The following is a 13,056-nucleotide window of genomic DNA, read 5'->3' on the forward strand; positions in this document are numbered from 1 at the left end:
CTCAGCGCCTCGCGGGTTCGTCGATCGCGGGCATCAGCTCGGTCACGTCGGTCGCCGCGCCGCGCGGCCTGCGCACGGACCCGAGCCGGCCGACACCGTCGACCAGCGCCTGGCGGCAGATCTCCAGGCAGCACGCGATCGTGCCGATCTGGTCCTGGCGCTGCGGGAAGATCGTGTCGCCGGTGTGACCGTTGCGCAGCCGGTCCGCCGCGGCCGCGAGCCGGCGCAACGGCCGGACCAGCACCAGGTGGTGCCAGCCGAACAGCAGCAACGCCAGGATCACGCCGACCAGGGCCACGAGCAGCGCGCCGCGTTGCTCGGCGTTGCCCGCGAGATCGAGGGCGCTCGCCGGTTCGGCGGAGACCACCGCCCAGCCGAGCTCGTTGCCATCGCGTTCGAGCGCGCGCGCCGCGACGACGGACCCGGCGTGCACAACGGTCGTCGGCTTGCCCGCGAGGGCGTCGATCGCGCTGGTGCGCAGCCGTTCCGCGGTCAGTTCCTCGAACGCGGTGAAGCCGTGCGTGGACGCGATGGTCTTCAGTTGTGCGTCGACCAGGCGCACCTCGCCGGGTGCGCGGCGGAGCAGGCTCGACAGGTGCTCGATGTCGTACTCCGCGACGACCACGCGCGACCCGTCGCCGAGCGGCGCGAACGCGAAGAGCACCGGAACCGTGCTCGTGGTGTCCTGCAACCGGATGCCCGCGCCTTCCGGCGGAGTGACCTCGCGCAGGCGGGTGCGGCCCGCGCTGAGCAGCGGCTCGCCCTTTCGGTCCACAACGGACACGTTGCGGTAGCGGGACTGCTTGGCCAGCTGTTCGACCGCGGACCCCAGCTTGCCGGCGTCCTGCGTGCCGTTGAGGTGCGCGAACGCGAGCACGTCCCGGAGCCCGTCGTTGAGGCTGCGGCGCACGGCGTCCGCGGTGCCGCCGAGCCGGCTGTGGCTGCCCGCGACGACCGCGTCGGGGACGGCCACATCACCGCGGCCGGCGGTGAGCGCGACCGCGGCCGACCAGCCCAGCACGCCCAGCGCGGCGAGCACGACGGCGATCGACGAGGTGACGCGGCGCGGCCGCTTGACCCGGCGGGTGCGGCGGCGCAACCGGTGCTGGCAGATCAGCACGGCGTCGGCGATCCGGCCCACTTCCTTCGAACGGGTGCGCCTTGGTTCGTGGGCGAGGTCGCCACCCGCCACCCGCAGCACGTCCCGGCGTAGCCGCAGGATCGGCCACACCAGCCAGACGCGGATGAGCGCGAACCCGGTCAGCGCGATGACCACGAGCGCGGCCGCCGGCAGCAGCCCGGGCCAGCGCGACACCGGGTCGGACATCGGCACTTTGAGCGTGGTGGCGACGGTCAGCCCGAGCGCGCCGGAGAGGTTGTCCGAGGCGACCGGCGCGTGCGCGACGAGGGCCGCGCGCTTGTCATCGGCCTTCACGACCGCGTTGCCCGGCTGGTCGGTGCCCGCGGCTCGTTTGAGGAGGTCGCTGGTCTCTTTTGCGGGCGCGGTGCCGCGCGTGGCGACGACCGCGCCGTTGCGGTCGAGCAGCACGAGCCCCTGTTCGAGCTCGCCGTCCAGCGGCGCGAACGGCACCCCGGCCGTCATCGAGGCGACGAGCAGGCCTTTTGGCAGCCGGACCGCGACGACCATGCGCAGCTCGGCGCCGGGCACGGGCGTGACGGACGCGTCCTCGGTCTGCGGAACCGCGTCGACCGGCACCGGCTCGCCGAACGCGGAGACCGTCTGCTTGCCGTCCAGGATCGCCGCCCCACGCCACTGCGGGTGGCTCTTGAGCACGTTCTCGGGTGTGACCGCCGGCGCCGCGGCCGCCGTGCGCAGGTCGTTCACGCCCTGTCCCGCGGTCGCCGCGACGCTGCGCGCGAGCCCCTCGACAAGCCGTTGCTGCGACTCGACGACGGCACCGGGAACCGCGGCATCGTCTTTCGTGCGCAAAAGAAATGCACACAATCCGGCGAGCATGAGGAGCATCACCAGGAGAAGCGCCGACGGTGCTTTCACACCGGCCGGAAATCCGCTCTCCGGGATCTGCCGCTCCAGGTCAGCAGCAGGTCGTCGCTTACGCTTCATCATCTCCCAGCCGATTTACGTCGGCCGAACGGGTGTGCGTCTAAAACATTTGGCCTAATAGCGTGGTCGTCGTCACGTGCAGGGATTCATACAAACGGGGCTAGGGTGCCACACGAATGGTTACGTTGAAAAACGCCCGGCTGAGCCTGCTGATCGTCGCGGTCGGCACGCTGCTTGCTGTCGTGCTGGTGGTACTGCGATCCGGCCCGGCTCCATCGGTCGACGTCGATCCAGATCCCGCGCAGACGCTGGCCTCGTTCACCTTGACGCTGACGCAGGACGCGTCCTACGCGACGCCGCCGTCACCGCGGCGCCTCGGCACCGGCGTGCTCGACGGCTCGACGCCTTCGGGGTTCGCGCGCGCCGAGCACACCGATCCGGCGACGGGCCGGCGCTACGCCGTCGTCTCGTCGGACCGCGGCTGGGGCCTCTACCTGATCGACCTGTCGGCGCCGACGCGCCTGGCGATCGAGGTGCCGCACGCGAACTCCGACCTGGACACCGAGCAGGTGGGCCTGGGCCTGTTCCGCAAGCTGCCCGGCTCGGTCCTGCTGGTCACGGGCACGCACCGCAAGGTCGTCGACGTCGCCCACGAAGAGGACACGGTGTTCAACGCCGTGGCGCGGCTGCTGGCCGAGCGGTCCGTGCCGCAGGTGCAGGTGCACGGGTTCGACGACGAGAGTCTGCCTTCGGCCGACGTCGTGCTGTCGTCCGGCGCCGCGCCCGTGTCTCCGCTGGCACGGGCTGTTTCGTTGGAGGGCTTCGACACGTGCCGGGCGTGGGAGTCGGCGTGCGGGAAGCTCGAGGGGACGAAGAACGTGCAGGGGCAGGACGCCGCTGCGCTCGGTGCGACGTTCCTGCACGTCGAGCTGAGCCGTTCGGTCCGGTCGGGCCGGCTCGACGAGGTGGTCAGCCAGTTGGCGAAGGGGCTGAAACCTTAGTCCGGCGGGGCACCAGGAGTACGAGCGCGGCCGCCGCGGCCAGACCCCACGCGAACCAGCGGTTCATCGCGCCCACCGGGTTGACCTCGCTCGCGGGTTCGACCGAGATCAGTGCCCATCTGAACAGGGAACCGCCGTGCTCGATCGGCCTGGCCGTGACCACCGCGCCGTTGTCCACCTTGGACACCACCTTGCCGCCGAGCGCGGACTGGGCGGCGGCGCGGAACGACTCCTCGACAGGCTGGAGCGTGCCCACACCCTGCTTGGTCGCGATGGTCCGCATGTCCTTGTCGACGAGCCGGACATCGCCTGGAGCACGCCGCAGCAGGTCGACGATGGAGTCGAGGTCGCACTCGGTGACTTGGGTGATGGACTTGTCCCCGGTCCAACCGTGGTAATAGAGCAGGGGGCCTACGCCAGGAACGTCCTCCAGCACGGTCTCCGAGGCGACCGGGAAGTTCCGCCGGGGAAGTTTGGGTGGCTTGCCCGCGGTGAGGACCGTGGCGCCCGTCGCATCGATGAGGGACACCGTGCGGACCTGTTTCTGCTCGGCGATCAGCCGCATCGCCGGATCCAACTCCCTGGGGTCGCCGGTGACCAGGGGCAAGCCGGGGCCGCAGAGGCTGCTTCGCACCGCGTCGGCGATGGGGCTGAGCCGGCTGTTGCTTGCAGCAATGGTCGCACCGGGGAGGTCGGCCGGTTTCGCGGCGATGGTGACCGCGATCGCCGCCGACCAGCCCAGGACGGCAATCACGAGAACGATCCGCCACGGGACGAACGCCAGCGGTGCGATCAGCGCGAGGGCGATCGCGGGCACCAGACCGGGCCGCTGAGTGGGGATCGGCGCGTTCACCGAAGCGACGATGGTGTAGCCCTTGAGGAACTCGGACGGGACGGACGCGCGTCCTTCGGCCGTCGAGTGGTCGCCTTTCGCGCCGCGTTTGGCCACGACGTCGCCGTTCTTGTCGAGCAGCCGGAGGCTTTGCTCGAGCTTGTCGTCGACCGGCGCGGACGGCAGTCCGGCGGCCGCGGTGGCGACCAGCAGCCGGCCCTTGCCGGGGACCGCGATCAGCAGCCGCAGCTCGTTGCCTTTGAGCGGGGTGACCGAGAGCTCGCCGGTGGCGGGCAACTGTTCCAGCGGCACCGTGCCGATGGTCTCCGTGACCGGCTGGCGGGTCTCGCCGTCGAGCAACACCGCGCCCAGGTGGTAACGCCCCACCGACTCGATGTTGATCTTGGGCGCGATCGCGTCGACCTGAAGGCGGGTGACGGAGAGGGCGACCGAGTCGGCCGTCGCCTGCGCCAGCTCGTTCGCGAGCTGCTGTTGTGACCTCGTGACGGCGTCCGCCGGCTTGAGCACGAACAGACTGAGGCCTGCGAGCACCAGCAGCAACGCGAACGAGAGCTTTCTCCCCATGGGGGAATAATCATCGACCGGCGGTCGTATCGACGTGCGACGTGCCGCGCGTCACTACGCGACACAGCGAAATGAGACGGTGTCGCAGCGGCTCGGCCCGTTCAGCGAACCTCGACTGTTGCCGGACATATTCCGCCCGGCCCTGCGGATCCTCGATGCGGATCGGCGCGTAGCCGAGTTCTTCGAGGTCATAGGGGCTGGCTTTCATGTCCAGCTCCCGGATTTCCACGGCCAGCTCGAAACAGTCGGCGACCAGCTCCGACGGCGTGGCGGGCTCCAGTTTGTACGCCCATTTGAAGAGGTCCATGTTCCCGTGCAGGCAGCCCGGCTGTTCGTTGCCGGTCTGCGTATCCCGGGTCGGCTGGATTGTGTTGCGCGGCCGGGCGTCCTCGGTGAAGAACCGGAACGCGTCGAAGTGCCCGCACTGGATTTTGGAGTTCTCGACGACCTCGTCGGTTTTCTTTCCGAGCCGCAGCGGCCACGCGTTGTGGCGGACCTGCTCGGGGGTCTGGCGGTACACCATCGCCCACTCGTGCAGCCCGAAGCAGTTCAACCGTGGTTGCCTGGTGAGGGTGGCCGTGAGCAGCGCTTCCACGAACGCGAGCGTCTTGCCGCGGGCTTCGGTGAAGCTCTCCAGGTCGAGCGTGACGCCGTTCTTCGTGGTCTTGTAATGCGGGATCTCTTCGTACTCGGGCGCGTCCTCGAGGACGACGTTCGGTCCGGGGTGCCAGCGCTCGAGGCGGACCGGCCGGTGCGAGTAGTACGTGAAGAGGAAGTCCAGGACCGGGTGCTTCTGCTTCTGCAGCTTGCGTTCCAGGTGCGGCCCGGTCCACTTCCGCATGCGCGCCCGATGCTCTTCGGCGCGCTGCTGCCACGTGTCGCGGGTGAGGACCTCCACGTCCGCCCAGGTTACAGGGGTGGGATCAGCCCGTTGAACGTGCGGCTGCCCTGACAGTGCGGGCACTCGCGCCCGTTGTCGACCGTCCTCGGCGCGCCACCGATGATGGCGAGCGTCGGGCTGGCGATGAACCCCGCGCCGCCGCACAGGTGGCACACCGTCCGGGGCTCGGGCGTGACGGCGAAGAGGTCGTCCTCCTCGTCCTCGAACTCTTCCTCGGCGTCGTCGAAGTCCTCGTCCTCACCCATGGCGCGTGAGGTTACCGGTTGGATAATCGGTGCGTGCCACGTAGCAGCGCTTCCTCGGTGCCCGAGTATCTGGAGTCCTTGTCGGACGCTCAGCGCGACGAGGTTTCTCTCGTCCGCGATGTTCTGCTGGCGCGCATGCCTGCCGGGTTCGAGGAGGGCATGCAGTGGGGGATGATCACGTGGTCCGTGCCGCTGTCGGTGAGCGGTAAGACCTATAACGGGCAGCCGCTCGGGTATGTCTCGCTGGCCGCGCAGAAGAACTACCTGTCGCTGTACCTGATGGGCGTGTATGGGGCGCGGGAGGACGCGTTCCGCTCTGCCTATGCGGGGTCTGGGAAGAAGCTCGACATGGGCAAGAGTTGTGTGCGGTTCCGGCGGGCCTCCGACCTGGCGCTGGACGTGATCGGGGACGAGGTGGCCGGTACGTCGGTGGAGGAGTTCGTGGAGCGGCACCGGTCGGCTAGAGGTTCCGGCTGACCGCCCAGCCGCGCGCGATTCGCGCGAGACGCCGGCGGTGCGGCCTGGGGTCGTTGTGCGCGAGGTGCTCCCACACCCCGGCGAGCGCGACGACGAACTCGTCGGGGACGTCGGCCACCTGATCCTCGGCTTCGGTGGGTGAGTGGCCCGCGATCATCAACCGAGTCGCGAGGAACGCGTCGTCCACCCACGGCGCCCCGGTACGCGCCCATGCCCAGTCGATCACCCGCACCCTGGTGTCGAGCAGGATGTTCAACGGATGCACGTCCGTGTGCAGCAGCGTGTCGCCTTCCGCGAGTTCGAGGGCTCTCGTCCCGAGTTGTTGCCACACCGGCAGTTGGCGCCAGTGTTCGGCAAAGCTCGCGACCTTCGCGGGGCACGGCGTCAGCTTGGCGTGCAGGTCGTGGACGGCGTCGATGACCGGCCGGATGTCGGCGGAACCGGGGGAGAGGTCGGGGTGGCGTCCGGTGATGTGCTCCAGGCCCAGGATCAGCCAGCCGTCTTGCTCGACCGTCCACTGCAGCTTGGGTGCGATGTCAGGGAGGTACGGGTGCACCTCCCTTTCGTTGCGGTGCATCCACGCCATGCGGCCGTTGGCGGCGATCACCTTGCAGAAGAACCTGCCCGCTTCGGCGTCCACGGTGACGGTCATCGCGGAGTTGACGCCACCCGTGACCGGCTCGATTCCGGTGATCTCGCCGATGTGCACCTCGACGGCCCGGCGAACCCCTTCGGGCAGGTCTTCCCAGAGCATGCGGTTCCTCATGCGGCTCGGTATGGCGGGATCGGCGGCGGGTCGTCGTGACATCCGCTCGCGCAGCCGTGGCACTTGTCGGTGTCGCACTTGGAGGTCGCACCCTCCCACAGTTCGGGGTCGACGGCGAAGCCCGAAGCCCCGATTGCCTCGATGGTGTGGTCGAGCGTGGTGCCGCCCGGTCCATCGGTCGGCACGTGGTGAATGAACCGCCCGGCCACACGGTCGCAGAACTCGGCGTAGTCCCGCGTGTAGAGCAGGAACGTGTGCCACCCGACGTCGACCAGCCAGCTCGGCGACAGCGGCGCGCCGGGCCGGTCGGCGCACGCCTTCAGGAACACCAGGGCCTGGTCCATCACGCGTGCTGCGAGAGCCGGCTCGAACCCGTGATCAGCGCTGATCCGATCAGTGAGGCGGTCGAACAGTGCGATCGGCACGAGCGAGCGGCCGAGTCGGTGTGCTTGTTGAACAGTCACGGCGATTCCCTTCGGACGGGCGGTTCCACTCGACGCACCTGGTGCAGCCCGGCGGGCACCGGCTCGCCAGCCAGCTCACGCACGTCTCGCGAGCCTCTTTGATCCGCCGGTGCACCTCGTCGGGATGCTGTGCCATGCGATCAGTGAAGGAGGCTGAGAGCTCTGGCGGCAGTCACAGAAGATGCCTGGTCACGGCCACTTCCGTCGCAGGGGTCCCACTTCCGTCCCACTTGCGAATTCACCCGGTTTGGAGGCTAACGACCGGCTACCGTCAGATGTCGTGGGGAACGTCGCGCTCCGTCGATTGCTCGCCGAGTCCGGCCTGAGCAACGGGGCGCTGGCGCGGGCGATCATCGCGATGGGCGCGAAGGAAGGGCTGCATCTCGCCACCACGACCACCTCGGTGAAGCGCATGCTCGACGGCGCCCAGCCCCGCTGGCCGGTGCCCAGACTCGTGGCGAAAGCCCTGACCATGCGGCTCGGCTACCAGGTCGGTATCGAGGACTGCGGTTTCGTCGACCGAAGTCCGGTCGGCGACACGTTCGACGGCTGCGCTTGTTCGCCGACCGCAGCTGGCACGATCGCCATCGTGGTCGAACTCTCGTGGCGCGACATGAACCGGCGGAACTTCCTCATGGGTTCCGCCTTCACCGCGGCGGCGTTCGCCCAGCCCGCCTGGCTCGCGCTGACCGTGCCGCCCGACCACGACCGGTCACACGAAGGCGGCGCCCGCATCGGCTCGCCGGATGTCGAGGTGCTCAAGTCGATGGTGCGGCAGTTCGAGCTGCTCCACCGGCGGCACGGTGGAGGGGTGTCGCGACCGCACGTGGTGCAGTTCGTTCACCATCAGGCGAGGGCTGCTCTGCACGGTTCTTACTCGGACAAGGTCGGGCGGGAGCTGTACTCGGCTGTCGCACAGGCGACCTGGCTCGCTGGACTGAACACAGTGGACAGTGGGCGGCACGCATTGGGGCAGCGGTACTACACGCAGGCGCTCAACCTCGCGTTGCACGCGGGGGATCGGCTCTACGCGGCCAACGTCCTCGCGGAGATGAGCCGGGTGACCATCGAAGTCGGCCAGGTGAGTGGTGCGGTGAGCGATGCGCAGAACGCCGCTGGACTGGCGCGGTCCGCGCTCCAGGTGGCCAACGGCAGGGCCACCCCGGCGCTCGGCGCGTACCTGCACGCGATCGAAGCGCGTGGGCTGGCCCTCCTCGGCGACGCGAAGGGCACCGCGAAGGCGCTCGATGACGCGCGCCGGTCGTTCGAGCGGGAAGGCGACGAACCGGACTGGATGAGCTTTTACGGCGAGTCCGACCTGATGTCGGACATCGGTCAGTGCTTGCGCGACACGGGTCGGCCGCAGCAGGGCGTCGCGATGCTCGAACGTGCGCTCGCGGGACTGCCAGAGCATCGCGTCACGGCACGCGCGAAGACGCAGATCCACATCGCGGCCGCGTACGTCGAACTGGGTGACTACGACGGAGCTGACCATGTCGCCGGTGAGGCGTTGCAGACGATCGGCGGGCTGTCGTCGTCGCGGATTGTCGAGCGCGTGAAGTCGTTGCGGCGCAGGGCGAACAGGCGGCATGCCGACCTAGACGAGCGGATCGCCGGCTTCTTGGCCTGACCCCGGACCGGGGAGCACGTCGACATTGGTGGCGTGCATGGGTTTGCCGCACTCGGAACACACCAGCTCGACGTGCGCGATCTCCCCGCACGTGTGGTGCCGGTACAGCACCGGTGGACCGTCCGGGGCCAGCCACCGGTCACCCCACCGGACCATGACCATCAGCAGGTCGACGAGTTCGGTGCCCTTCTCGGTCAGCACGTACTCGTAGCGCGGCGGGCGGCTCGAGTACTCCTCGCGCGCGAGCACACCGTGGTCGACGAGCCACCTCAGGCGTTCGGTGAGCACCTTGCGGGAGATGCCGAGCGACTCCTGGAGCTGGTCGAACCGGTTGATGCCCACGTAGACGTTGCGCAGGACCAGGGGGGACCACGGTTCGCCGATGACGTCCATCGTGCGGGCGATCGAGCACGCCATGTCGCCGAAGTTCGTGCGTTGCATGAACTCAGCCTAGAGGGTTCCCTCAGGGAACGGAAGTGAGTACCTTGAGGGAACTTACCGATGGAGGGGTCATGAACCGACCGAGGATCGTCAGCGCGCAGGAGTGGCAGATCGAGCGGGACGCCTTGCTAGTCAAGGAAAAGGAGCTGACGCGGGCGACCGACGCGCTCGCGGCGGCACGGCGCCGGCTGCCGATGGTGCGGCTCGGAAGCTACGAGTTCACCGCGCCCGACGGAACGACGCGGCAGCTGAAGGAACTGTTCGACGGTCAGAAGCAGCTGGTCATCTACCACCACATGCTCGAACCGGGGCAGGACCACGTGTGCGGCGGCTGCGCGGGCTTCACCGACAACCTCGGCGACCCGGTGCACCTCAACGCCCGCGACACGCGGCTGATCCTGATGTCGCGGGCGCCCCAGGACGAGATCGCGAAGGTGCGCGACCGGTTCGGGTGGACGATTCCCTGGTACTCGTCGTACGGCAACGCGTTCAACGACGACATGGGGCTCGGCGGCGGCTTCGGGTTGAGCGTTTTGTTGCGCGACGGAGACGAGGTGTTCCGGACCTACTTCACGAACGGCCGTGGCGTGGACCGATTGCGAATGGACTTCAACCTGCTCGATCTCACGCCATACGGCCGGCAGGAGGTCTGGGAGGACTCGCCCGAAGGTTGGCCGCAGGAGCCGACGTGGTCGCGCGTCCGGCTCAAGGACGAGTACTAGGCCGCAGGTTCTCCGGGCGCACGGGTTCGCCGCAACTTGTGCACACCACGTCCGCGTGCAGCCGCGAGCCGCATGAGTGCTCCCACACGAGCGGCGGCGGGCCCTGTGTGACGTGGCGGTCGCCCCAGTCCAACAGCATCAGCAGCACCTTGTGCAGCTCGCGGCCCGCGTCGGTCAGCACGTACTCGTAGCGCGGCGGGTGCGCCTCGTACTGCTGCTTCTCCAGCACGCCTGCGTCGACGAGCTTGCGCAGACGGACGGCCAGGATGTCGCGGCTCGCGCCGGTGTTCGCGGCGATCTGGTCGAACCGGCGCACGCCGAAGAGCACCTCCCGCAGCGCGAGCAGACTCCAGCGCTCGCCGATCACCTCCAGTGCGTTCGCGATCGAGCAGGTGCGTGCCATGTGACCACGATAGCAGCGGGTTGACTTATCCAACTTAGCTGGTCGATAGTGGGTTGGATTTTCCAACCCACAGGAGCGGCAATGCTGGTCATCGATCGGACGTGGTGGGGCTTCGGGGGCGCGCACGGCGGGCTGCTGGCGGCGTCGGCACTCGCCGCCACGCGGCCACCGGGCAGGCGCGCGCGGGTGCTGACCGTGCACTACCTCGAAGCGGTCGACGATCGGCCGTTGGAGTTCGAGACACGCGTCGAGCGCGAGGGGAGGGGCGCGACCGTCGCGTCGTTCACCGGCGTGCAGGGCGGACGGGCCGCGTTGGTCGGCAGCGCGGTGTTCGGGCCGGAACAGCCGGGGCCGGAGTACGTGGGCACGCCGATGCCGCGCGTACCGCCGCCGCACGAGTGCGACCGGTTCGTGCCGCCGCAGGAGCTCGCCGCGTTCGCGCAACACCTGGAGATCCGTCCTGCGACAAGGGACCTGCCGCTAGCGGGTGGACCGAAGGCCGAACTCGTGGCGTGGATGCGGTTTCTCGACCGCCGGCCGGTGGACGCCGAGGCCGTCGTGGTGCTTGTGGACGCGTTGCCGCCTGCGCTGTACGCGATCTGGACGGCTCCCTTGCCTGTGCCGTCGGCGGAACTGACCGTCCACTTCGGATCCGATGAGCCGGTCGACGGGTGGGTGCTGGTGCGCATCCGCACCGATCACGCGGCCGCGGGCTGGGCCGTCGAGGACGCCGCGGTGTGGGCGGAGAAGGGACGACTACTGGGACTCGCCCGCCAATCCCGGCGCGTGCTGAGAGGAGCATGATGAAGATCGATGGAGCCACGGTCCTGGTCACGGGCGCGAACCGCGGCCTGGGACGCGAGTTCGCCCGGCAATTCGCGCGGCACGGCGCTTCCGTCTGCGCCGGCGCGCGTGATCCGTTGTCCATCACCGATCCGCTGGTGAAGCCGATCCAGCTCGACGTGACCTCTCAGGAGTCCGTGGAAATCGCCGTCCGGGAGGCGGGCGACGTCTCAATTCTGATCAACAACGCGGGTGTGCTCGGGCCGGATCCACGCACGGAAATGGACGTCAACTACTTCGGTCCACTTCGGATGATCGACGCTTTCGCGCCCGTGCTGGCGCGCAACGGCGGGGGAGCGATCGTCAACGTGCTGTCCGTGCTGTCGTTCGTGGGCTGGCCGCGTGCTTCGGGCTACGCGGCCTCCAAAGCCGCGGCGTGGTCGCTTACCAAGTCCACGCGGCAGGCGCTGGCGTCGCAGGGCACGCTGGTCGTGGCCGTTCATGCCGGGTTCATCGACACCGACATGGCGGCCGACGTCGACGCCCCGAAGATCACGCCGGAATCCGTTGTCGCCCAAGTGATCGAGGCACTTGTGCTGGGTCGCGACGAGGTGCTGGCGGACGAGACCAGCCGCGCCGCCAAGGCGGGTCTCGTCGCCTGACTCAACAGCGCTGGTCGGTCCAGCCGCCGACCGCCCCGCGAGCACTTGTCGATGGTGTTCGCGGGCACGCCCCACACTTCCTGCTCGTAGCGCATGTCCTGCCCGTCGCCGTGCGGGATCCCCTCGTGCCCCTTGATCTCCGCGATCAAGTCCGACACGCGGTCCCCTCCCGCCCAGGGGGCCACACCGGCCACTCAGCCACGACGTCTCGACGTTACCGCGGCGGGCGGGTTGTCAAGTGGCTGCGTGAGCCGGCTGTGGACAACTCGCGGCCTGTGGACAGCTCCGGTGCCGAGGCAGTCCGACGGGCGAGTGAGCGCGCAGATCAGCTGTTCAGAAACTCCTCGACGGCCTGTAGCCAGAGCTCCGGCTGGTCGATGTGCGCCATGTGGCCCGCGTCGTCGAGCACCACGCCGTCCGGCGGCGGCGGGAAGATCATGTCGTACCTGCCGTGCAGGAGCAGGATCGGGATGCCGAGCGTCCCCAGCCGGGATGAGGCGTTCTCCGGCCGGGCGGGCGGCAGCCGGCCCTCGAGCCACGGCGCCACCCACTCCGCGGAGAACCGCACTCCGGCCAGAATCCGCAAGTATTCCGGCAGGTTGCGCCACACGTTGGCCGGCGCGCCCGCGAAGGCGGCCGCTCGCGTGAGGGACGGGCCGGTCAGGTACGACGCCCACACCTCGGCCTCGGCCTTGCGCAGCTCGTCGCGCTCGTGCCAGCCCGCGAACGCGTCCGCCGGCACGGGCACGACGCTGCTCGACGCGATGATCAGCTTCCGGACGCGGTGCGGTTCGCGCAGCGTCAGGCGTTGCGCGAGCATGCCACCGTAGGAGAACCCGAGGATGTCGGTCTGCTCGATGCCCAACACGTCCAGCAGCCCGAGCAGGTCGGTGACGGCCAGGTCCGGGGTGTACTCCGCCGCCTTGCCGGACCTGCCGCAGCCGCGGAGATCGGGCATGACGACATGTGCCGGCACCTTGTCCACCGGGGACCGCAGGTAGGTGTGGTCCCAGTCCGGGCCGCCGTGGATCACCAGGAGCGGCCGGTCGCCCACGGACTGTGCGACGAACAGCGACATGTCCGCGGACACCGGGACCGTCGATTCCGTGTACACGGGC

At 69.1% G+C, this 13,056-nt stretch carries 15 protein-coding genes; 6 read left to right on the forward strand and 9 right to left on the reverse strand.

What is annotated here, in order from left to right; genetic code table 11:
* Position 1: 1 nt before the first annotated feature.
* Positions 2 to 2,086 (reverse strand): HAMP domain-containing protein, encoded by a 2,085-nt coding sequence (locus tag QSK35_RS34190; RefSeq protein WP_285751812.1) that lies wholly within the window; start codon positions 2,084 to 2,086, stop codon positions 2 to 4.
* A gap of 116 nt (positions 2,087 to 2,202) precedes the next feature.
* On the opposite strand from QSK35_RS34190, the gene QSK35_RS34195 reads away from it, so the two are divergent.
* On the forward strand, positions 2,203 to 3,027 hold the full coding sequence (locus QSK35_RS34195; RefSeq protein ID WP_285751813.1) for a hypothetical protein: 825 nt from the start codon (positions 2,203 to 2,205) through the stop codon (positions 3,025 to 3,027).
* Here the strand turns inward: QSK35_RS34195 and QSK35_RS34200 are convergent.
* The 3 genes from QSK35_RS34200 to QSK35_RS34210 form a co-directional block, all read right to left on the reverse strand.
* The gene (locus tag QSK35_RS34200; RefSeq protein ID WP_285751814.1) at positions 2,996 to 4,444 is read right to left on the reverse strand and encodes a hypothetical protein; all 1,449 of its coding nucleotides are present in this window, start codon (positions 4,442 to 4,444) and stop codon (positions 2,996 to 2,998) included. The two genes, QSK35_RS34195 and QSK35_RS34200, sit on opposite strands and share 32 nt — an antisense overlap.
* Positions 4,445 to 4,454: 10 nt before the next feature.
* Complete coding sequence (locus QSK35_RS34205; protein WP_285751883.1) at positions 4,455 to 5,285, reverse strand: 3-methyladenine DNA glycosylase; 831 nt, start codon at positions 5,283 to 5,285, stop codon at positions 4,455 to 4,457.
* Positions 5,286 to 5,353: 68 nt separating this feature from the next.
* The gene (locus tag QSK35_RS34210; RefSeq protein WP_285751815.1) at positions 5,354 to 5,590 is read right to left on the reverse strand and encodes a hypothetical protein; all 237 of its coding nucleotides are present in this window, start codon (positions 5,588 to 5,590) and stop codon (positions 5,354 to 5,356) included.
* Between the two features lie 33 nt (positions 5,591 to 5,623).
* Here QSK35_RS34210 and QSK35_RS34215 point away from each other — a divergent pair, with 33 nt between their 5' ends.
* A complete protein-coding gene (locus QSK35_RS34215) occupies positions 5,624 to 6,067 on the forward strand; it encodes a DUF1801 domain-containing protein (protein ID WP_285751816.1) in 444 nt (147 codons plus the stop codon).
* Here QSK35_RS34215 and QSK35_RS34220 read toward each other — a convergent pair.
* On the reverse strand, positions 6,051 to 6,833 hold the full coding sequence (locus QSK35_RS34220) for a phosphotransferase (protein WP_285751817.1): 783 nt from the start codon (positions 6,831 to 6,833) through the stop codon (positions 6,051 to 6,053). The two genes, QSK35_RS34215 and QSK35_RS34220, sit on opposite strands and share 17 nt — an antisense overlap.
* Entirely contained in the window at positions 6,830 to 7,297 is a 468-nt protein-coding gene (locus tag QSK35_RS34225) for a glycine-rich domain-containing protein (RefSeq protein ID WP_285751818.1), read from the reverse strand. Before QSK35_RS34225 ends, QSK35_RS34220 begins: the two co-directional genes overlap by 4 nt.
* A 280-nt stretch (positions 7,298 to 7,577) precedes the next feature.
* Here QSK35_RS34225 and QSK35_RS34230 point away from each other — a divergent pair, with 280 nt between their 5' ends.
* Positions 7,578 to 8,927, forward strand: a complete 1,350-nt coding sequence (locus QSK35_RS34230; protein WP_285751819.1) for an NsdA family TPR-like regulatory protein — start codon at positions 7,578 to 7,580, stop codon at positions 8,925 to 8,927.
* Here the strand turns inward: QSK35_RS34230 and QSK35_RS34235 are convergent.
* A complete protein-coding gene (locus tag QSK35_RS34235; RefSeq protein WP_285751820.1) occupies positions 8,895 to 9,368 on the reverse strand; it encodes a winged helix-turn-helix transcriptional regulator in 474 nt (157 codons plus the stop codon). The two genes, QSK35_RS34230 and QSK35_RS34235, sit on opposite strands and share 33 nt — an antisense overlap.
* Before the next feature lie 71 nt (positions 9,369 to 9,439).
* Here QSK35_RS34235 and QSK35_RS34240 point away from each other — a divergent pair, with 71 nt between their 5' ends.
* Complete coding sequence (locus tag QSK35_RS34240; protein ID WP_285751821.1) at positions 9,440 to 10,090, forward strand: DUF899 domain-containing protein; 651 nt, start codon at positions 9,440 to 9,442, stop codon at positions 10,088 to 10,090.
* Here the strand turns inward: QSK35_RS34240 and QSK35_RS34245 are convergent.
* Positions 10,074 to 10,493: a winged helix-turn-helix transcriptional regulator gene (locus QSK35_RS34245; RefSeq protein WP_285751823.1), complete on the reverse strand. Its 420-nt coding sequence runs from the start codon at positions 10,491 to 10,493 to the stop codon at positions 10,074 to 10,076. The genes QSK35_RS34240 and QSK35_RS34245 overlap by 17 nt on opposite strands.
* Positions 10,494 to 10,574: 81 nt before the next feature.
* Here QSK35_RS34245 and QSK35_RS34250 point away from each other — a divergent pair, with 81 nt between their 5' ends.
* Positions 10,575 to 11,297: an acyl-CoA thioesterase gene (locus QSK35_RS34250; protein ID WP_285751824.1), complete on the forward strand. Its 723-nt coding sequence runs from the start codon at positions 10,575 to 10,577 to the stop codon at positions 11,295 to 11,297.
* Positions 11,297 to 11,938: an SDR family oxidoreductase gene (locus tag QSK35_RS34255; protein ID WP_285751825.1), complete on the forward strand. Its 642-nt coding sequence runs from the start codon at positions 11,297 to 11,299 to the stop codon at positions 11,936 to 11,938. The genes QSK35_RS34250 and QSK35_RS34255 overlap by 1 nt, the downstream gene beginning before the upstream one ends.
* 325 nt (positions 11,939 to 12,263) lie before the next feature.
* Here the strand turns inward: QSK35_RS34255 and QSK35_RS34260 are convergent, their stop codons facing one another.
* The gene (locus tag QSK35_RS34260) at positions 12,264 to 13,052 is read right to left on the reverse strand and encodes an alpha/beta fold hydrolase (protein ID WP_285751826.1); all 789 of its coding nucleotides are present in this window, start codon (positions 13,050 to 13,052) and stop codon (positions 12,264 to 12,266) included.
* Positions 13,053 to 13,056 lie beyond the last annotated feature (4 nt).

This window comes from Lentzea sp. NBRC 105346 (assembly GCF_030269605.1).
Classification (GTDB): Bacteria; Actinomycetota; Actinomycetes; order Mycobacteriales; family Pseudonocardiaceae; genus Lentzea.